Here is an 18,319-nt window from a genome sequence, read left to right as displayed (position 1 = left end):
GACGCGTAGCATGCTCAGGCAGCTTGCACGTACCGTCACGACCGGCCATCTGAGGCGCCGGTCAAGGAGGACTGAGGATTTCGTGACCACCATCACCCTGAGCAAGTCAGATGCCGCCGGCGTCAAGACCGACGCCCTGGTCATCGGCGTGGTCAAACTCGGCGGCGGCGTCACCCTGCCGGCCGGCACCGAGTCGCTGAACGCCGCGTACGGCGGGAAGCTGGTGGAGGTGCTGACCGGCCTCGGTGCCACCGGGAAGGCCGGCGAGGTGACCAAGGTCCCCGGGCCGAAACCGGGCAAGTCGGCGACGCTGGTCGCGGTCGGTCTGGGCGCGGCGCCGGACGGTTCGCTGAAGACCGAGGACCTGCGCGCCGCGGCCGGCGCCGGGGTCCGCGCGACGAAGACCGGACAGTCGGTCGCGTTCGCCCTGCCGACGCCGGACGCCGAGTGCGTGCGGGCCGTCGCCGAGGGGGCACTGCTCGGCCGCTACGCGTTCACGGCGTACAAGTCCTCGGACAGCAACGAGGCGCCGGGCAACCTGACCGTGCTCACCGACCTCGCCCGGAACAAGGACGCCAAGGCCGCGCTGGAGCGCGCCCAGGTGACCGCCGAGTCCGTCGCGCAGGTGCGCGACTGGGTCAACACCCCGCCGTCGGACCTGCACCCGGTCGAGTTCGCCGCGGACGCGGTCAAGCTCGGCAAGGAGTTCGGCGTCAAGGTCGAGGTGCTCGACGAGAAGGCGCTCGCCAAGGGCGGGTACGGCGGCATCCTCGGCGTCGGCCAGGGCTCGGCGAACCCGCCGCGGCTGGTCCGGCTGACGTACACGCCGAAGAAGCCGGTCACGCACCTGGCGTTCGTCGGCAAGGGCATCACGTTCGACTCCGGCGGCCTGTCGCTGAAGACGTCGACCGGCATGGTGAGCATGAAGTCCGACATGGCCGGCGCGGCCGCGGTGATCGGCGCCACGCTCGCGATCGCGCGGCTCGGCCTGCCGGTGCAGGTGACGACGTACGCCGCGATGGCCGAGAACATGCCGTCGGGTTCGGCGGCCCGGCCGTCGGACGTGCTGACCATGTACGGCGGCAAGACCGTCGAGGTGCTGAACACCGACGCCGAGGGCCGGCTGGTGCTCGGGGACGCGCTGGTCCGGGCGTCCGAGGACGCGCCGGACCTGATCGTCGACGTGGCCACGCTGACCGGCGCCTGTGTCGTTGCCCTGGGCACCAAGGTGGCCGGCGCCTTCGGGAACACCGACAGCGCCCGGGACCGGGTGGTGGACGCCGCGGTCGCGTCCGGCGAGGCGATGTGGCCGCTGCCGATCCCGGCCGAGATGCTGGACAAGCTGAAGTCGCACTCGAAGGTCGCCGACCTGGCGAACATCACCGGCGAGCCGTGGGGCGGCGCGCTGGCAGCGGCCGCGTTCCTCGGCGACTTCGTTGCCGACGGCATCGACTGGGTGCACCTGGACGTGGCCGGACCGGCCTTCAACGACGGCGCCGCCGGCGGCTACACCCCGACCGGCGGCACCGGCTACGCCGTCCGCACGCTGATCGAACTGGCCGCCTCAGCCGGCTGAGTAACGGATCTCCAGCATCACGCAGCCGGTCTCCGTCGTGTACGGACCGTGCGGCATCCCCGGCGGCCGGCAGGCGTAGTCGCCGGGGTGGAAGGTCTGCTCGAGGGTGCGGTCGGTGAGCTCGCCCTCGAGCAGGTACACCTCTTCGACGTACTCGTGCCGGATCACTTCATCTGTGCTGGTCCCAGGCGCCCAGCGTGCGAGCCTGGTCAGCATCCCGTCCGGGCCTTGGCTCAGCACCCGCTCGGCGACCCCGCCGCCGGTGTCCACCCATTCGACCTGGCTGCTCGGGGAGAACTCCCGCTGTTCTTTCATCGATCAGTCCCAGGCCGGCGCCAGTTCTTCGACGTCGTACCTGATCCGGCTGCTCACACCCCGCGGATCCGTCAGCTCCACCCGCCACCCGTCCCCGAACTGATCCACGCCCGCGATCATCGGGATCGTCCCGCTCAGCAACACGGTCCCCGGCACCAGCCGGTCCCCCAGCTCCCTGATCCAGTACGCCGGCGGCAGCAGCTGTCCGAGCGTCCCGTCCTGGATCAGCTCCTCGCGCTCGCCGTGCCGGACCCAGGCCCGCAGCGTGAACTTGTCGAGCTCGTCCTCGACCTCCGCGAGCCGCCAGGCCACGTCGCCGAGCACGTCCGGCGCCGACTGCTTGCTCCAGGCGACGCCGTGCACCTCGAGCGCGCGATCCGTGTGGTCGCAGGCAACCGTCAGCAGGTAGTCGTCCGGCGTGACGACCAACGCCCACTCCGCCTCCCCGGAGGTCTGCGCGTGCGCGACCTGCACGGTCCCGGGCCGGCCGACCAGGGACGCGGAGAGCGGGTAGAGCGTCGGCACCCGGTTCGGCGCCGGTACGCCGAGTGCCGCGAGCTCGTCGACGTGGTGCCGGACCTCCGCGGTGTTGCGGCCGGCGTACCCGGCGTTCAGCGCGTAGCGCACCGCGACTTCCCGGGCGCTCCCGTCCGGTAGCTCGAATCGCATGGATTCCTCCTCAGGTCTTGCGTGAACACGTCGTATACAACGAGTATGTAGCAACCCCACCCTGGAGGTCCACCCGATGCCTACTGCTGACCCTGACCGCCGCGGGCTCGTGAAGGCGTTCGCCGCGAGCCTGTCCGGCACCTCGCTGGAGTGGTACGACTTCGCCGTCTACTCCTCGGCCGCCGCGCTCGTCTTCGGCGACGTCTTCTTCCCGGGCAGCGAGCCGCTCACCGGGACGCTGCAGGCGTTCGCGACGTACGCCGTCGGGTACGTCGCCCGGCCGCTCGGCGGTATCTTCTTCGGCCGGCTCGGCGACGTGATCGGCCGCAAGCGCGTGCTGGTCGCGACGCTGCTGCTGATCGGCGTGGCCACGTTCTGCATCGGGATCCTGCCGACGCATGCACAAGCCGGTGCCCTGGCGCCGACACTGCTGGTCGTCCTCCGGTTCGCCCAGGGCGTCGGTGTGGGTGGCGAGTGGGGCGGCGCGGTGCTGCTGAGCAGCGAGTTCAGCAAGCCGGATCAGCGCGGCTTCTGGGCGTCGGCCGCGCAGGTCGGGCCGCCGCTCGGGACACTGCTCGCCAACGGAGTGCTGGCGGTGCTGGCGGGTGTGTTGTCCGCGGACGCGTTCCTGAGCTGGGGCTGGCGGGTCGCGTTCCTGCTGTCCGCCGTACTGGTTGCCTTCGGCCTGCTGATCCGGACGAAGCTCGAGGAGACGCCCGTGTTCCGCGAACTGGAGGCACGCGGCGAGCGCCCGGCGGCCCCGGTGTCCGAAGTACTGCGGAACGAGACGCGACCGCTCGTCGCGGCGATCCTGGCGCGCGTCGGACCCGACGTGCTCTATGCGATGTTCGCGGTCTTCGTCCTCACCTATGCGACCAAAGACCTGGGCATGAGCCGCGGCCAGGCCGTTGCCGCGGTTCTGGTCGGCTCCGGTTGTCAGGTCGCGCTGATTCCGCTGTCCGGCTGGCTGTCGGACCGGTACGGGCGTCGTACCGTCTATGCGATCGGTGCTGTCGGCGGAGCGGTCTGGAGCGTCGTGTTCTTCGCCATGGCGTCGTCACTGGCGACGCTGCTGCCGGGTGTGGTGATCGGGCTGCTGTTCCACTCACTCATGTACGGGCCGCAGGCAGCGTTCGTGTCGGAGCAGTTCACGGCACGGCTGCGCTACACGGGCAGCTCGCTCGCCTACACGTTCGCGGGCGTCATCGGTGGTGCGCTGGCGCCGCTGGCGTTCACGTACTTCCTGGCGAAGACAGGCTCCGGCTACGCGATCGCGACGTACATCGTGGTGGCTTGTGTGATCACCCTGGTCGGGTTGCGGCTCGGCCGGGCTGTACAGGACGAGCCGCAGGACCTGGTTGTCAGCCGTGCATGAGAAGCGCGCCCGTGGAGTCCAGGTGGCTGAGGATCGCCTTCTCGGCCGCGTTGGGCTTTCCGGCCGCGAGACCGTCGACGATCGCCTGATGCTCGGCAACGACCTCTTGCCTTCTGGTCGCGCTTCGTTGCAGGGCAACCAGCCCCAGTACGACGTGCTTGGCGCGCAGGTTGTCGTACAGCCGGCCGAGCACCGAGTTGCCGGCCGCCTCGACCAGCAGCGCGTGGAACTGGCTGTCCAGCTCGATGAACTGCTTCGCGTCGCCGTCGCCGACAATCTCGCGTTGCTGGTCGAGCACCGCCGACATCGCCGCCACCGGAGTGCTCCCGGCCGCCATCGCGGTCGTCGCGGCCCAGCACTCGATCACGCCGCGGGCCTGCATCATCTCCGCGATCTCCCGGCCCGGCACCGGCGCAACGAACGCGCCGCGGTGCGGGACGAGCTGCACCAGGTCCTCGGCGGCGAGCATCAACAGCGCCTCCCGGACCGGCGTCCGCGAGATCCCCACTTCGGTCGCGACCGCCTGCTCGTTGATGAACGTCCCCGACACCGCCGGGTCGCTCAGCACGACCGCCCGCAGGTGCTGGTAGGCGCGGTCCCGCCCGGAATCCCCACTCAATTGCATACCTCATGTATACAGTCTCGGAGGTCCTGATGACAGTCCTGCACGTGGCGGCGGCCCAGCTCACCGCCGGCCCGGATCCGGTCGCCAACCTTGCCACGGCGACCGACGCGGTACGGCGTGCGGCGGCCGCCGGGGCCGAACTGGTCGCGCTCCCCGAGGCCACGTCGGCGTGCTTCGGCACCGACCTGGCGACAGTGGCCGAGCCGCTCGACGGACCGTTCGCGACCGGGTTGCGGAAAGTGGCCGCGGACCTCGGGATCGTCGTGGTCGCCGGCCTGTTCGAGCCGGCCACCGACGGGCGCGTGCACAACACCTTGCTCGCCACCGGCCCGGGCGTCGAGGCGACGTACCGGAAGATCCACCTGTACGACGCGTTCGGCTCGCGCGAGTCCGACACGGTTGCGCCGGGCAACAGCCTGGTCAGCTTCGGTTACCGCGGGCTGACCGTCGGGCTGGCGACGTGCTACGACCTGCGATTCGCCGGCCAGTTCACGGAGCTCGGGCGACTCGGGGCGGACCTGGTCGTCGTACCGGCGTCGTGGGGTGCGGGACCCGGCAAGGAAGAGCAGTGGGACCTGCTCACCCGGGCCCGGGCCGCGGACGCGCAGGCGTACCTGCTCGCGTGCGACCAGGCGTACGTGCCGCCGACGGGGACCGATCCGCTCGGGATCGGGCGGAGCAGCCTCACCGGGCCGCTCGGCCAGACCCACGCGCGGCTCGACGGCGCCGCCGGAATCCTGCACGCGACAGTCGACACGGACGTGGTCGCGTCGGTCCGGGCCCGGGTGCCGGTCCTCTAGCCGCGGCCGTTCTTCTTCATCCGGGCGTTGTACTCGCGCATCCGGGGCGGGTAGCCGACCACGGCCGCGTCGTACGACGGGATGCCGAGCCGGTTCGCGAAGTCGTGCGCCCACTTGACCGACGGGACCCGCCGACGGGTCCACTCGCCGTCGATGGCGACCAGCAGCAAGGTGTAGTCGGTGACCGCCGTCTTGGGCTCGACGAAGCCTTCGACGCCCTGGCGGCTCTGGGCGAACTCCCGCAGGTGCGCCTGGTCCGGGGCGTCCGCCCGGCGCATCGTTCCGGCCTTCCGCCGGCGACCGAACCACTTCATGACGCCAAGTGTCCACTATGTGTGCAAGTCGGCCCCGGAAACCTGGATAACGGTTGCGCCCGATCGCCGTCGGCACGCCGGACCCGGCCCGGGCGTGGATCCGCGGGTTATCGGTGAAAGGATGGCGAGGGGCGGGGCCCGCGATCCGGGACCGCCTGCTTCGACCGGACCCACGGAGGAACCTGTGACTGACGCTGGTACGACGTACGACCTGGTGATCCTCGGCGGCGGCAGCGGCGGTTATGCCGCCGGACTGCGGGCCGCGACGCTCGGCCTGTCCGTGGCGCTGATCGAGAAGGACAAGGTCGGCGGCACCTGTCTGCACCGCGGCTGCATCCCGACCAAGGCGCTGCTGCACGCCGCCGAGGTCGCGGACTCGGCGCGCGAAGGCGAGCAGTTCGGGGTCCGGACGACGCTCGAGGGCGTCGACATGGGCGGCGTGAACAAGTACAAGGACGGCGTCGTCGAGCGGTTGTTCAAGGGTCTGCAGGGCCAGCTGAAGGCACGCGGCATCACGGTCATCGAGGGTGAGGGGCGGCTCACCTCGCCCACCACGGTCCAGGTCGGCGACACGACGTACACCGGCCGCAACGTGATCCTTGCCTCCGGCTCCTACTCCAAGTCGCTGCCCGGGCTGGAGCTCGACGGTCACCGGGTGATCGCGAGCGAGCACGCGCTGACGCTCGACCGGGTGCCGGAGTCCGCGGTGGTCCTCGGCGGCGGCGTGATCGGGGTCGAGTTCGCGTCCGCGTGGACGTCGTTCGGCACCCGCGTGACGATCGTCGAAGCGCTGCCGCGACTGGTCCCGGCCGAGGACGCCGACTCCTCGAAGGCGCTGGAGCGAGCATTCCGGAAGCGGAAGATCGCCTTCAAGACCGGTACGCCGTTCGAGTCGGTCACGGTGACCGACTCCGGGGTGCAGGTCCGGGTCGCGGGCGGCGAGGTCATCGAGGCCGAAGTACTGCTGGTCGCGGTCGGGCGTGGCCCGAACACCGCCGGCCTCGGGTACGAAGAGGTCGGCGTGGCGCTCGACCGCGGGTTCGTGACCGTCGACGCGACGCTGCAGACGAGCGTGCCCGGCGTGTACGCGGTCGGCGACATCGTCCCGGGGCTGCAACTCGCGCACCGCGGGTTCCAGCAGGGCATCTTCGTCGCCGAGCACCTCGCCGGCCTGTCACCGACGCCGATCGACGAGTCCGGCATCCCGCGGGTGACCTACTCCGAGCCCGAGGTCGCCTCGGTCGGGCTGACCGAGGAGCAGGCGCGGGCGAAGTACGGCGAGGTCGACGTCCTCAACTACCCGCTCGGCGCGAACGGCAAGTCGCAGATCCTCAAGACCTCCGGTTTCGTGAAGCTCGTCCGCGCCCGCGACGGCGCGGTCGTCGGCCTGCACCTGGTCGGCTCGCGTGTCGGCGAGCTGATCGGCGAGGCGCAGCTGATCTACAACTGGGAGGCGTACCCGGCCGACGTCGCGCCGCTGGTGCACGCCCACCCGACCCAGAACGAGGCCCTCGGCGAGGCACATCTGGCGCTGGCCGGGAAACCTTTGCACTTCCATGACTGACCCTGCTGGTTCATCCCAGTAGGTTGGGGTCGCAGGAGCGCTGAGGATGGCCGTGACCCGGATCCCGCGCGCTCCGGCGGCACCGTAGGCTGACACTCGACCGATCAGACGAAGGAGCAACGACCGTCATGCCGACCTCTGTATCCCTGCCGGCCCTCGGGGAGAGCGTCACCGAAGGAACCGTCACCCGCTGGCTCAAGCAGGTCGGTGACACGGTGGCCGTCGACGAGCCCCTGCTGGAGGTGTCGACCGACAAGGTGGACACCGAGATCCCGAGCCCTGTCGCCGGCACCCTGCTGGAGATCAAGGCCGCCGAAGACGAGACCGTCGAGGTCGGCGCCGAACTCGCCGTCATCGGCGACGCCGGCGAGGCCCCCGCCCCCTCCGCCGACACTCCCGCCGCTGAGGCCCCCGCTGCGGAGGCCGCCGCGGACCCAGCGCCCGCTGCCGCTCCGGCTTCTGCCCCGGCTCCGGCTTCTGCCCCGGCTCCGGCCGCCGCGCCGGCTGCTGCTGCCCCCGCGGCCCAGGCCTCCGACGCTCCTTCCGCGGCCGCCGCCGACTCGACCCAGGCAGAGTCCCCGGCCGCCGAGACCAACGCATCCCAGGCCGCATCCGGTACGTCGGTAACCCTGCCGGCGCTCGGCGAGAGCGTCACCGAGGGCACCGTCACCCGCTGGCTGAAGCAGGTCGGCGACGACGTAGCCGTGGACGAGCCGCTGCTCGAGGTCTCCACCGACAAGGTGGACACCGAGATCCCGAGCCCGATCGCCGGCAAGCTGCTGGAGATCAAGGTCGCCGAGGACGAAACCGTCGAGGTCGGCGCCGAACTGGCCATCGTCGGCTCGGGCTCCGCCACCCCGGCCGCCGCACCCGCCGCAGAGTCCCCGGCCCCCGCCCAGGCTGCCGCGCCCGCCGAAGCCCCAGCCCCTGCCCAGGCTCCGGCTCCTGCCGCTGCCCCGGCTGCCCCGGCTCAGGCCTCGGCTCAGGCACCTGCTCCGGCTCAGGCACCCGCCCCGGCTCGGTCCGCTCAGGCACCCGCCCCGGCCGCCGCACCCACTCCGGCTCCTGCCGCTGCACCGGCTGCTGCTTCGGCGCCGGCTGCTCCTGCCGCTTCGGCCCCTTCCCCGAACGGCGCCGCCACCGACGGCCCGAACTACGTCACCCCGCTGGTCCGCAAGCTCGCCGCGGAGCACTCCGTCGACCTGAACGCGGTACAGGGCACCGGCGTCGGCGGCCGCATCCGTAAGCAGGACGTCATCGCCGCCGCCGAGGCCAAGAAGGCCGCCGCGGCCTCCGCGCCCGCCGCCGCTCCGGCCGCGTCGGCGCCCGCCGCTGCACAGGCGCCGGCAGTCAGCCCGCTGCGCGGTACCACCGAGAAGATGAGCCGGATCCGCAAGGCGATCGCCGCGCACATGGTGAACAGCCTCAAGGTCTCGGCCCAGCTGACCACGGTGGTCGAGGTCGACGTCACCGAGATCGCCAAGCTGCGGAACGCGAAGAAGGCCGAGTTCGAGGCCCGCGAGGGCACCAAGCTGTCCTTCCTGCCGTTCTTCGCGCTCGCCGCTGTCGACGCGCTGAAGCAGTACCCGAAGCTGAACGCGTCGATCGACGAGGAGAAGGGCGAGATCACGTACCACGCCGCCGAGCACCTCGGCATCGCGGTGGACGTGGAGCGCGGCCTGATGGTCCCGGTCGTGCACAACGCCGGCGACCTGAACATCGCCGGCCTGGCGAAGAAGATCGCCGACCTCGCCGACCGCACCCGCAACAACAAGGTGCTGCCGGACGAGATGGCGGGCGGCACGTTCACCATCACCAACACCGGCAGCCGCGGCGCGCTGTTCGACACCCCGATCCTGAACCAGCCGCAGGTCGGCATGCTCGGGACCGGTGCCGTGGTGAAGCGCCCGGTCGTCATCACCCACCCGGAGCTCGGCGAGACGATCGCGATCCGGCAGATGGTGTACCTGGCGCTGACCTACGACCACCGTCTGGTCGACGGTGCCGACGCGGCCCGGTACCTGACGGCCGTGAAGCAGCGCCTCGAAGAGGCCCAGTTCGACGTCTGATCCGATCGACGACGGCGCCGGTGCCTGTCCTCCCCGGGGGACGGCCACCGGCGCTTCTCGTTTACCCGACAGGGAGTAGTGCGGGATGAAATATGTACTGGCCGGCGCGTCCGGCTTCCTCGGCCGGGCCCTCGCCCGCGATCTGGTTGCCGACGGCCACCAAGTACTGCGGCTGGTACGGCGTACCCCGTCGGCGCCGGACGAGTTCCGCTGGGACCCGGCCCGCGGCGACCTGGATCCCGCCGCACTCGACGACCCCGACGTACTGGTCAACCTGGCCGGCGCGAACATCGGCCGCCCGTGGACGCCGACGTACCGGATGACGATCCGCGAGAGCCGCGTCCGGACGACGTCCACGCTGGCAGCCGCGGCGACGCAACTCGACCGCCCGCCCGTCCTGATCACGCAGAGCGGAATCGGCGGCTACGGCACCGATCTCGGCGACCGCATCCTCACAGAGGACTCGGACCTCGGTGACGGCTTCCTCGCCGACGTCGTACGGCTCTGGGAAGGTGCTCTCGAACCCGCCCGGGCAGCCGGCTGCCGAGTGGCCGCCCTCCGTACGGGCGTCGTTCTGGACCGCAAGGCCCCGGCGTTCCAGCTCCTGTCACTCCCGTTCCGCATCGGCCTGGGCGGTCGCCTCGGCCCGGGAACGCAGTACTTCCCGGTCGTGTCCCTCATCGACTGGGTCCGCGCCGTCCGCCACGTAGCCGAGAACGACGCGGTGAACGGCCCGGTCAACATCACGCTACCGACGCCCGCCACCAACAACGAATTCACCGAGGCGCTGGCGACAGCCCTCCACCGCCCGTCCTTCGTTCCCGTCCCGGGACCCCTGATGCAGCTGGCGCTTGGCGAATTCGCCTGGGAACTCCTAGGCAGCAAACGAGCCTTACCCACCCGCCTCCAGTCCACCGGCTTCGCCTTCCACCACCCCCAAGTAGCCACCGCCATCTCCGCCGCCCTGACCTGATCCGGCTGCCTCACACATAGTCAGGCTCGGGTGATCGTGGTGATGCGCCAGGGTTGGTTGTTCGGGTTGCTCGGATTCGGACGTACGGCGGTGAGGGTGATCAGTCGGGCTGACGGCTGACCTGCTGGGAATGGAGTCCTGGCGCCGAACCGGTCGACGGCTTCCCCGGCGGTGAGGTGGTCGACAGTGCGGAGCGTGATGGTGGTCGCCGTGCGGGCGGCAATCGTGGTGCTGACTATGGTGATCCGGAGACCCTGGACCCGCACGTTCTGCTTCCGGTAGCTCGCCAGCAACGCCCGGTCTGCAACCCAAGGCGAGCTACCCGGCAGATAGATCTTGTCGAGAGCAGCCGCGTCGAGGCTCCAGAACGCCTGCGAACGTTGAGCATCAAGCACCTCCAACGTCCGCATCCACACTTCCGGATCAACAGTCGCAATCGTCGCCCGCCCAGCCAACCTCTCCCCAGCCGAGGCCCGCGTAGGCTCCCCCGCCCGCGTCGTCTCTCCCGTCGGCTGGTTCGTCGACGTCGGCGGTCGACCGGGTGTTGTCACCGTCGGCGTGGTGGTGGGCCGAGCTGAGGTTGTCTGCTCAGTCGCGGGCTGCGTGGACACGCCCCCGGTTGGCTGCGTGAGTGTCGTCTGTGGTTGGTGGGATTCCGGCTGTGCGGTCGTCGAGGTGTCGACGGTGCGCACCGCGGCGATACCCAGCACAAGTACGACGACGGCACCGGCCGCCACCGCCGCGAGTACGCCGTACGCAGGATGGGTGAAGCGCCCGAACCTCCGCCCACCGACAACCGCACCCCGCCGCCGACGAACGCGCCGGGACCTATCCCCACGCCGCACCTGCCCATCTCCCCAAAGCCCACCACGCAACTCCGCACCGCCAAAACCACGACCACCTGCATCAGCGTGGCCGACGGCATCGGCGGAGGTGACATCGCTCGCGGTGTCACCTCCTGTCTCCCGGTGGCGGGCTGTATCCGCAGCTGCCACCGGGCCGTCGGTCGCGGCACCGCGCGGTGCTTCAGCGCCACGACCGGCTGTTTCAGCTGTCATGAGGTGAGCTGTCTCCTTGGGTTTGCCGGCGAGGTGTCTCCGTTCGACTTGGGCGCCGGCCGCGTTCTGTTGGTTGGCCTCGTGCGTGTGGCTGAGGGACATGCTGTGCGGGGTGCCGAGGCGCGCGGAGCGGGTGGTGCGGATTGTGCGGCCGGTGGGGGTTTTGGTGCGGCGGCTTACGCGGGCTCGTTTTGGGCTTGGGGCGGCGGCTGGGTGTTGAGGCTGGGGTTCGTGGGTTGGCCGTGGTTTGGCCGGGTTTGGTGGCGGCGGGCCCAGCGGGTTGCGGGCGAGCGACGGCGGGTCGTCATCGTCGGGTGGCGCAGTGGGTGGGTTCTGGCGACGGTTGGTGCCGCTAGTGGTGTTCGCGGTAGTGGGTGTGAACGGCTGCGGCGCACGGTTGGTCCCACGGTTGGCCACAGGGCTGGCCCCTGGCCCGGGGTCGGGCGGTTGCTGGGTGGGGTTCGGCTTGGGTGGGGTGGTGGGTAGGGGGTCTTGGGTGGGGGGCGGTGGTGGGGTGGGTTCGGGGGTGGGGGTTGTTGGTGGGGGTGCTGGGGTTGGGAGGAGGCCTTCTGGGGGGATGGCTAGTTCTATGGGGGCGGGTTGGGCGAGGGTGAGGAGGCGGGTGGGGATGGAGTTGAGGGGTGGGGTGGTGAAGAGGGTGGAGGCGAAGGGGTGGGGGTCGGCGCCGGCTTGGTGGGCCAGGTGGGACAGGGCTTGGGTGTCGGCTTCGGGGGTGCCTGCGTGGAGGGCTGGGTCGGTGAGGATGGGCCGGCCGTCAGCGTCGAACATGATGTTGTTCGGGGTGATCGAGCCGTGGGTCAGGCCGTAGTCGTGGAGGTAGGAAAGGGCCGAGGCGAGTGGGGTCAGCAGGGTGACCAGTTCGCCTTTGGTGAGTGGGCCTCTGCGGGTCAGGAGGGCGGTTAGTGTCCCGGCGGCCAGGTGCTGGCTGATCAGCAGCCAGCCGGTGTCGGTTTCACGGAACTCCACCAGGCGGGCCAGGTGCGGATGGCGGAGGCGGGCCAGTTTGGTGAGGTCCTCGCGGACGCGGTGGCTGTCGGGGAGAGCGCCGGCGGGGATGTGTTTGAGCACGGCATTGCGGCCGGTTGCGCGGTCCCGGACCTGCCAGACGGTGCCGGCGGATCCGGAGCCCAACTGCCGACGCAGGCTGTAGCCGGCGAGGTCTGCGAGGTCCATGTCCAAGAGGATGCACCGATCGCGAACACCCCCGCGGAAGTTATCCACAGGCTCCCGCCGGGCGGGTGGAGACGTACCCCGCGGATGGGTCGGGTGGGTGGGACCTACACTCGGGAGCGTGAGTGCGATCAGGTACGTCGAGGCCGGGTTCGGTGCGGGTGCGGTGGATTACGAGACCGCGTGGGCTGAGCAGCGGCGGTTGCATGCGCAGGTTGCTGAGGGCACCGACGGTGGCACGGTGATTCTGCTGGAGCACCCGCCGGTTTACACGGCCGGTAAGCGCACCGAGCCGCACGAGCGGCCACTCGACGGGACGCCGGTGGTCGATGTCGACCGGGGCGGCAAGATCACCTGGCACGGGCCTGGACAGTTGGTCGGGTATCCGATCGTGAAGCTCGCCTCCCACGTCTACGTCGTGGACTACGTCCGCCGCCTCGAGGAAGCGCTGATCGGCGTCTGCGCGGAGCTCGGCGTGCGGACCGGACGGGTCAAGGGGCGCAGCGGTGTCTGGGTCGCTGCCGACGAGCGCGGACGGGAGCGGAAGATCGCCGCGATCGGGATCCGGGTCGCGCAGGGCGTGACCATGCACGGTTTCGCGCTGAACTGCAACAACGACCTCGCCTGGTTCGACCGGATCGTGCCCTGCGGGATCTCCGACGCGGACGTGACCACGCTGTCGAAGGAGCTCGGTCGTGAGGTCACGGTCGCCGAGGTCCTGGACCCGGTGCGGCGGCACCTCGACGAGTTCCTCGCCTGGAACGAGTACCAGCGCAGCCCGGACATCGACCACCACGAGGAGCCGCCGACCGCGATCACCTACGGGTTGACCGTCTGAGGCTCCAGACCGACTTCCACACGCCAGGAACTGTGCAGCGCGCGCAACCGGGCGGCGATCTCGGGTTGCGCTGACAGCTCGTTCTGCTGCTCGCCGATATCGTCGGCCAGGTTCGCGAGGAACCAGCCCTCCCCCATCGGCGCGTGCTCGTAGTCGCGCAGATGCCGGGTGTTCTCGTTGTCGTCGACCCAGCTGAGCTTCCAGTCGCCCGACCTGACCGCCCACTGGAATCCGCAGTCCCAGTGCAGGTCCTCGTGCGCGACCTCGACCGATCCGGAGAGCACCGGCAGGATGTCGACGCCGTCCGTACCCTCCAGCGTTGCGCCGGCCGCGGCCGCGAGCGTGGGTACCAGGTCGAGAGTGCTCAGGAGTGCGTCCGTACGACGACCTGCCGGCAGCCGGTCCGGCCAGCGCCAGAGCATCGGGATGCGGATGCCGCCGTCCCAGAGGGTGTACTTCGTCCCGCGCAGCGGCGCGTTGTCGCCGAAGTTGCAGGTCGACCCGCCGTTGTCGGTCACGTACACGACGATCGTGTCGTCGCCGGCCGCGTCGAGCAGCCGCCCGATCTCGGCGTCCATCAGCTCCAGCTGCGCCAGGTAGTACTCGCGGCCGTGCGGGAGGTTCGGCACGATCACGTCGTCGTACCACTCCATGAACGGGCCGTCTGCCTCCGGCGACCAGTCACGGAAGGTCGGCAGGCCACGGGCCTTCAGCTCGGCCTCCGGCAGTTGCCAGCAGAAGTTGTGGACGGCGTTGAACGCGACCATGCAGAAGTACGGGCGCTCGTCCTCCGCGGTGATGAACTCCGCTGCGCGGCGGCCGAACTCAGCGGTCAGGAAGCCCTCGTGCTCGACGGGCTCGTCACCGGACAGCAGCGGCTGCACAGCCATGTGGTGCGCTGCGGACTGGCCGTAGGACTCCACTGCTTCCGCAGAGTGGTGCAGGTAGTTCAGCCGTCCGAACGACTGCCCCGCGAGTCCGTAGAGGGTCTCCTCGAAGCCATGGTGTGGTGGGCACGCCCTGTCCCCCACGTCCTCTTTGCCGTAGTGCACCTTGCCGAAGTAGCCGGTGCGGTAGCCCTGGTCACGCAGTACCTCGGCCAGCGTTGGTACGTCGTCCGGTGGGAAGGCGGCGGAGTCGAACCATTGGCCGCCCCATCGCTGCTGGTAGCGGCCGGAGATGATGGATGCTCGCGACGGGCTGCAGATCGGTGCTGTCACGTAGGCGTCGGTGCAGGTCACGCCCTCGGCTGCCAGCCGGTCCAGGGCCGGTGTCTGTACGTCCGGATGCAGTCCGAGACCGCCACGGTCGGCGTAGCCGTGGTCGTCGGACACGATCAGCAGGATGTTCGGAGCGGGCAAGGGCTCATCCTCTCGAAAGACGTACGGCCTGGTCTGCCTTGGCGCGGGCGTCGGTGGCGTCTGGGTCGAGTAGCAGTCTCAACTCAGCGTCCAGGCGTTGCACCAGAGGCGTCTCAGCGGAGAGGTCGTGCAACTCTTGTGGGTCCTCGTCGAGGTTGAAGAGCTCTGGAGGGTGGGCTTTGCCGTAGTAGCAGTACTTCCAGGGGCCGGATTTGAGCATGAAACCGCCGTTGAGCATGCCTTGGGCGTGGTACTCCGACAACACCGGACGGTCGTGGGGGTCGAGGAGCGACTGGCCGGGCAGGGCCGGATCCGGTGGCAGCCCTGCGATGTTTCGGAGGGTAGGGAGCAGGTCGACGAGACTGACCTGGGCGTCGGCGCGGGCGGGCTCCAGCGCCGGGTGACGTAGGAGCAGCGGGATATGTACGGCGGGTTCGTAGAAGCACTGCTTCTGCCAGATGCCTTGGTGGCCGGCCATTTCGCCGTGATCACTGGTGTAGATGACCACGGTGTCGTCCGGTACTGCCGCCAGCAACCGGCCGATCTGGAAGTCCAAGTGGCTGATCAGCGCCCAGTAGCAGGCCGTTGCCTCGCGTAGCTGCTCTTCTGTCACCGGCTCGTCGTTGCGGAAGCCGTGACGTAGCAACGAGATCACGGGGTGCTGCTCGTCGGCGACAACCGGCAGTTCTACGTCAGCGGCGTCGTACAGCTCTCGGAACTCTGGTGGTGCGACCAACGGGAAGTGCGGGTGCATGTAGCCGACGTACAGCAGGAAGGGCGGCTCCCCCGGGTCGCGTAAGAACTCCAGGGCTGCGTCGGTAGCCGCTACGTCGTGCTGGGTATGCACGTGATCGCCAGGGCCGTGTTCGGTGACGTGGGAGTTCGTGGGGCGTTGCCAGTCCGCCGTACGGCGTGGTGGGCGGCCGCTGTGGTCCAGCCAGAAGTCCAGGTCGTCAGTGAGGCGGCGATCGAAGCCCAGCAATCGGTCTGGCCCGTTGAAATGCGTACGGCCCGCTAAGACGGAGGTGTAGCCCGCTTCGCGCAGATGGTGGCCCCAGGTGCGGTACGTCGGGTCCGGGATGACGCCGTTGTCCCAGGCCCCGATCTGGTGCACGTACCGACCTGTCATCAGCGAGAGCCGCGACGGCACGCACATGGGGCTGTTGGTGTACGCACGGTCGAACGAAACGCTTTGTGCGGCCAGGTGATCCAGGTGGGGCGTTCGTACCTGCGGGTGACCGGCCCAGCCGGCAGCGGCGGCGGTGTGTTCGTCGGACAGGACGACGAGGATGTTCGGCGGACGCATGGCTCCACCTTAGGCAAGCGATTGCCGGTCCGGGGTGTGCCGAAGTGTCTGCGGGGTGTGACGGCTGTTCGTCGCTACCTTGGGGTTGTGTCCAAATTTCTTGGGTTCTTGCTCGGCGTAGCCGTTGCTCTGGCCGGACCGGCCGTGTTCGGGGTGCTCGCGGCGCCGGGTGGTATCGAACTGAACGCGAAGGAGATGGCGCTGGCCTTCGGCATCGGCGCGCTGATCTTCTGGGCCGTCGTGTCGTACTTCTCCGGCGCCGGGGCGCTCGGGGCGTTCGCCGCGTTCGGCACCCTGGTCTACTGCTGGCTCTGGATCCCGAACCGGACCACGAACTTCCTGAACGACGTCCCGGGGGTGACCAACGGGATGATCGAGGGGTCGAAGCAGTACACGCTGAACGGGGTCGTGCCGATCCTCGGGGTGATCTCGCTGGTGTACTCGATCCAGCTGATCGTCCGCGGGGTGCAGCGGCGCCGCCGGGAGCGGGCCGAGGCCGAGCGGCTGCAGCGGGAGCAGGAGGCGGCGCAGGCGCAGCAGGAGGCGGACGTCGCCGCCGTGTATCCGGTTGCCGGGGGCACCTATCAGGAGGCCGCGCCGTACCAGCCGCACAGCTCGTACGACGACCTGTTCGACGAGCCGGAGCCGGTGCAGCCGCGGAACCAGGCGGACGAGCAGACCCGGCAGTTCCCGGTGGGTGCGGCCGGGGAGTTCGAGCACACGCGGCAGTTCCCGGCGCCGGGTGCCGAGAGCAACCAGTCCGGCGAGGAGACGGTCGTAGCAGCCGCTGAACCTCAGCAGGAGGAGCCCGCAGCCGAGGAGCCGGCCGCGCCGGTAGCCGAGCAGAAGCCCGCGGGTCCTGTGGCCGAGGAGCCGGCCGCGCCGGTAGCCGAGCAGAAGCCCGCGGGTCCTGTGGCCGAAGAGTCGAAGGCGGCGAGCGACGACGAGCCGACTCAGCCGGCCGAGGTGCAGGCGGATGGTGTGAAGCAGGAGCCGGCGGGCGCGGGGCCGGCGGCTGAGGAGACGAAGCCGGTCGAGACCAAGCCGGTCGAGACCAAGCCGGCTGCGGGTGAGGAGAAGGTGGAGGCCGTGGCGGGGCGGGTTTCGCCGAAGGAGGAGATGGGGTCGCAGTATCGGGAGCGGATGGAGGACCCCGAGGACACCGGTGAGTTCTTTCTGAGCGCCTTCGAGAAGCCGGCCGTCAAGCCGGCCTAGTACTCCCCGGCACTGCCTACGCGACGTGCATGCGCTGCGGGTGTTCCCCCCGCCGCGCGTGCTCCGCGATCGCCTCCGAGTACGCCGTACTCGCCATCTCCAGGACGTCGCCCGCCATCTGCGCCCGCGGCGAGTCCGTACTCCAGGCCAGCACCAGCTTCCGATGGATCGGATCCCCGGCCAGCGTCCGGGTGGTGACGTCCGACGACAGCATCCGGTACGACGTGGGCGAGATCAGCGCCACGCCTTGCCCGCTCGTCACGAAGCCCATCAGCACCGATGTGTCGACCGAGTGATGCTCCACCCGCGGCTGGAACCCGGCCGCCTCGCAGGCCGCCCGGAACAGCACGTGGAACCCGCTGTCGTCCGGCGGCTCCCCGATCCACTCCTCGTCGCACAGCGCCGCCAGGTCGATCTCGCCGTGGGTCCGGACGGCGACCGGGTGGTCGGCGGACAACGCGACGTACGCCGACTCCGACTCGACGACCGTGGTCGCCTCGACGCCGGACGGCAGCCGCAGCTCGAACCCGGGGAACTCCCGGAGCAGCGCGAAGTCCAGCCGCCCGCTCTCCAGCTGCTGCAGCAGCACGCTCGACGACCACTCGACCTCGATGCTGACCTGCTCGATCTCGCCGTGGTCGCGGAGCCGGGACGCGATCCCGGACATCGGCGCGGTCGGGAACCCGCCGAGCCGGACCGCCGACGACTCGACCGCGGTCATCGCGGACACGGTCGCGGACAGGTGGTCGACATCGACCAGGATCGCCCGCGCACGGTCGACGGCGTACCGCCCGAGCGGGGTCGGGGTCACGCCGGTGCGCGAGCGTTCGAAGAGCTCTCCCCCGAACGCGGCCTCGATCCGCTTGAGCTGCGCGGTCAGGCTCGGCTGGCTGACCTTGAGCCAGCGGGCGGCCCGTCCGACGGACCCCGCTTCTGCCACCAGGACCACCACCCGTAGATGGCGCAGCTCGACGTTCATGCGTTGAGACCGTAGTCGAGGTCTACGCACAGCTCACAGGCGACCTACATTGCGGTTTCGTCACAGCCGGGCCCTCCGCTGTAACGCCGGA

The 18,319-nt window shown here is 70.1% G+C and carries 16 protein-coding genes; 8 read left to right on the top strand and 8 right to left on the bottom strand.

Annotation, left to right across the window (positions count from 1 at the left end; genetic code table 11):
- Positions 1-82: 82 nt before the first annotated feature.
- Positions 83-1,576, top strand: coding sequence for a leucyl aminopeptidase (locus tag AB0M51_RS03355; protein WP_363747924.1), 1,494 nt, complete (start codon positions 83-85; stop codon positions 1,574-1,576).
- Here the strand turns inward: AB0M51_RS03355 and AB0M51_RS03350 are convergent.
- Both AB0M51_RS03350 and AB0M51_RS03345 read right to left on the bottom strand, forming a co-directional pair.
- Positions 1,565-1,891: a cupin domain-containing protein gene (locus AB0M51_RS03350; protein WP_363747922.1), complete on the bottom strand. Its 327-nt coding sequence runs from the start codon at positions 1,889-1,891 to the stop codon at positions 1,565-1,567. The two genes, AB0M51_RS03355 and AB0M51_RS03350, sit on opposite strands and share 12 nt — an antisense overlap.
- Positions 1,892-1,894: 3 nt before the next feature.
- Positions 1,895-2,560 (bottom strand): DUF2848 domain-containing protein, encoded by a 666-nt coding sequence (locus tag AB0M51_RS03345; RefSeq protein ID WP_363747920.1) that lies wholly within the window; start codon positions 2,558-2,560, stop codon positions 1,895-1,897.
- Between the two features lie 76 nt (positions 2,561-2,636).
- On the opposite strand from AB0M51_RS03345, the gene AB0M51_RS03340 reads away from it, so the two are divergent.
- Complete coding sequence (locus AB0M51_RS03340; RefSeq protein WP_344201682.1) at positions 2,637-3,935, top strand: MFS transporter; 1,299 nt, start codon at positions 2,637-2,639, stop codon at positions 3,933-3,935.
- Here AB0M51_RS03340 and AB0M51_RS03335 read toward each other — a convergent pair.
- The gene (locus AB0M51_RS03335; RefSeq protein WP_344201685.1) at positions 3,922-4,560 is read right to left on the bottom strand and encodes a GntR family transcriptional regulator; all 639 of its coding nucleotides are present in this window, start codon (positions 4,558-4,560) and stop codon (positions 3,922-3,924) included. The genes AB0M51_RS03340 and AB0M51_RS03335 overlap by 14 nt on opposite strands.
- Positions 4,561-4,589: 29 nt before the next feature.
- On the opposite strand from AB0M51_RS03335, the gene AB0M51_RS03330 reads away from it, so the two are divergent.
- Positions 4,590-5,360 (top strand): carbon-nitrogen hydrolase family protein, encoded by a 771-nt coding sequence (locus tag AB0M51_RS03330; protein ID WP_363747917.1) that lies wholly within the window; start codon positions 4,590-4,592, stop codon positions 5,358-5,360.
- On the opposite strand, the gene AB0M51_RS03325 is transcribed toward AB0M51_RS03330, so the two are convergent.
- The gene (locus AB0M51_RS03325; protein WP_344201691.1) at positions 5,357-5,674 is read right to left on the bottom strand and encodes a hypothetical protein; all 318 of its coding nucleotides are present in this window, start codon (positions 5,672-5,674) and stop codon (positions 5,357-5,359) included. The two genes, AB0M51_RS03330 and AB0M51_RS03325, sit on opposite strands and share 4 nt — an antisense overlap.
- Before the next feature lie 184 nt (positions 5,675-5,858).
- Between AB0M51_RS03325 and lpdA the strand changes: the two genes are divergently transcribed.
- The 3 genes from lpdA to AB0M51_RS03310 all read left to right on the top strand — a co-directional run bounded on the left by lpdA (position 5,859) and on the right by AB0M51_RS03310 (position 10,280).
- Positions 5,859-7,238 (top strand): dihydrolipoyl dehydrogenase, encoded by a 1,380-nt coding sequence (lpdA, locus tag AB0M51_RS03320; protein ID WP_344201693.1) that lies wholly within the window; start codon positions 5,859-5,861, stop codon positions 7,236-7,238.
- 128 nt (positions 7,239-7,366) lie between these two features.
- Positions 7,367-9,307 (top strand): 2-oxoglutarate dehydrogenase, E2 component, dihydrolipoamide succinyltransferase, encoded by a 1,941-nt coding sequence (gene sucB, locus AB0M51_RS03315; protein WP_363747914.1) that lies wholly within the window; start codon positions 7,367-7,369, stop codon positions 9,305-9,307.
- Positions 9,308-9,392: 85 nt separating this feature from the next.
- Positions 9,393-10,280, top strand: coding sequence for a TIGR01777 family oxidoreductase (locus AB0M51_RS03310; RefSeq protein WP_363747912.1), 888 nt, complete (start codon positions 9,393-9,395; stop codon positions 10,278-10,280).
- 20 nt (positions 10,281-10,300) lie between these two features.
- Here AB0M51_RS03310 and AB0M51_RS03305 read toward each other — a convergent pair whose 3' ends face one another.
- Positions 10,301-12,532, bottom strand: coding sequence for a protein kinase (locus AB0M51_RS03305; RefSeq protein ID WP_363747910.1), 2,232 nt, complete (start codon positions 12,530-12,532; stop codon positions 10,301-10,303).
- 118 nt (positions 12,533-12,650) lie between these two features.
- Here AB0M51_RS03305 and lipB point away from each other — a divergent pair, with 118 nt between their 5' ends.
- Positions 12,651-13,367 carry a lipoyl(octanoyl) transferase LipB gene (gene lipB, locus AB0M51_RS03300; protein ID WP_363747908.1) on the top strand — a complete coding sequence of 239 codons (717 nt, stop codon included), beginning with the start codon at positions 12,651-12,653 and terminating at the stop codon, positions 13,365-13,367.
- Here the strand turns inward: lipB and AB0M51_RS03295 are convergent.
- Positions 13,349-14,728, bottom strand: a complete 1,380-nt coding sequence (locus AB0M51_RS03295) for a sulfatase-like hydrolase/transferase (protein WP_363747906.1) — start codon at positions 14,726-14,728, stop codon at positions 13,349-13,351. The genes lipB and AB0M51_RS03295 overlap by 19 nt on opposite strands.
- Before the next feature lie 4 nt (positions 14,729-14,732).
- On the bottom strand, positions 14,733-16,034 hold the full coding sequence (locus AB0M51_RS03290) for a sulfatase-like hydrolase/transferase (protein ID WP_363747904.1): 1,302 nt from the start codon (positions 16,032-16,034) through the stop codon (positions 14,733-14,735).
- Positions 16,035-16,121: 87 nt separating this feature from the next.
- On the opposite strand from AB0M51_RS03290, the gene AB0M51_RS03285 reads away from it, so the two are divergent.
- Positions 16,122-17,249 (top strand): hypothetical protein, encoded by a 1,128-nt coding sequence (locus AB0M51_RS03285; RefSeq protein WP_344198159.1) that lies wholly within the window; start codon positions 16,122-16,124, stop codon positions 17,247-17,249.
- Positions 17,250-17,265: 16 nt separating this feature from the next.
- Here the strand turns inward: AB0M51_RS03285 and AB0M51_RS03280 are convergent, their stop codons facing one another.
- Positions 17,266-18,228: a LysR family transcriptional regulator gene (locus tag AB0M51_RS03280; RefSeq protein WP_344198157.1), complete on the bottom strand. Its 963-nt coding sequence runs from the start codon at positions 18,226-18,228 to the stop codon at positions 17,266-17,268.
- Positions 18,229-18,319: the final 91 nt, after the last annotated feature.

The organism is Kribbella sp. NPDC051137 (assembly GCF_040682535.1).
Classification (GTDB): Bacteria; Actinomycetota; Actinomycetes; order Propionibacteriales; family Kribbellaceae; genus Kribbella; species Kribbella karoonensis.
The sequence above is the reverse complement of the archived record's forward strand: the minus strand, read 5'-3'. Positions and strand labels throughout refer to the sequence as shown.

Excerpts from the sequence above, each read along its gene's own strand:
- AB0M51_RS03350 (WP_363747922.1), bottom strand. The coding sequence starts at position 1,891 with ATGAAAGAACAGCGGGAGTTCTCCCCGAGCAGCCAGGTCGAATGGGTG.
- AB0M51_RS03345 (WP_363747920.1), bottom strand. The coding sequence starts at position 2,560 with ATGCGATTCGAGCTACCGGACGGGAGCGCCCGGGAAGTCGCGGTGCGC.
- AB0M51_RS03340 (WP_344201682.1), top strand. The coding sequence starts at position 2,637 with ATGCCTACTGCTGACCCTGACCGCCGCGGGCTCGTGAAGGCGTTCGCC.
- AB0M51_RS03335 (WP_344201685.1), bottom strand. The coding sequence starts at position 4,560 with ATGCAATTGAGTGGGGATTCCGGGCGGGACCGCGCCTACCAGCACCTG.
- AB0M51_RS03330 (WP_363747917.1), top strand. The coding sequence starts at position 4,590 with ATGACAGTCCTGCACGTGGCGGCGGCCCAGCTCACCGCCGGCCCGGAT.
- AB0M51_RS03325 (WP_344201691.1), bottom strand. The coding sequence starts at position 5,674 with ATGAAGTGGTTCGGTCGCCGGCGGAAGGCCGGAACGATGCGCCGGGCG.
- sucB (WP_363747914.1), top strand. The coding sequence starts at position 7,367 with ATGCCGACCTCTGTATCCCTGCCGGCCCTCGGGGAGAGCGTCACCGAA.
- AB0M51_RS03310 (WP_363747912.1), top strand. The coding sequence starts at position 9,393 with ATGAAATATGTACTGGCCGGCGCGTCCGGCTTCCTCGGCCGGGCCCTC.
- AB0M51_RS03305 (WP_363747910.1), bottom strand. The coding sequence starts at position 12,532 with ATGGACCTCGCAGACCTCGCCGGCTACAGCCTGCGTCGGCAGTTGGGC.
- AB0M51_RS03290 (WP_363747904.1), bottom strand. The coding sequence starts at position 16,034 with ATGCGTCCGCCGAACATCCTCGTCGTCCTGTCCGACGAACACACCGCC.
- AB0M51_RS03280 (WP_344198157.1), bottom strand. The coding sequence starts at position 18,228 with ATGAACGTCGAGCTGCGCCATCTACGGGTGGTGGTCCTGGTGGCAGAA.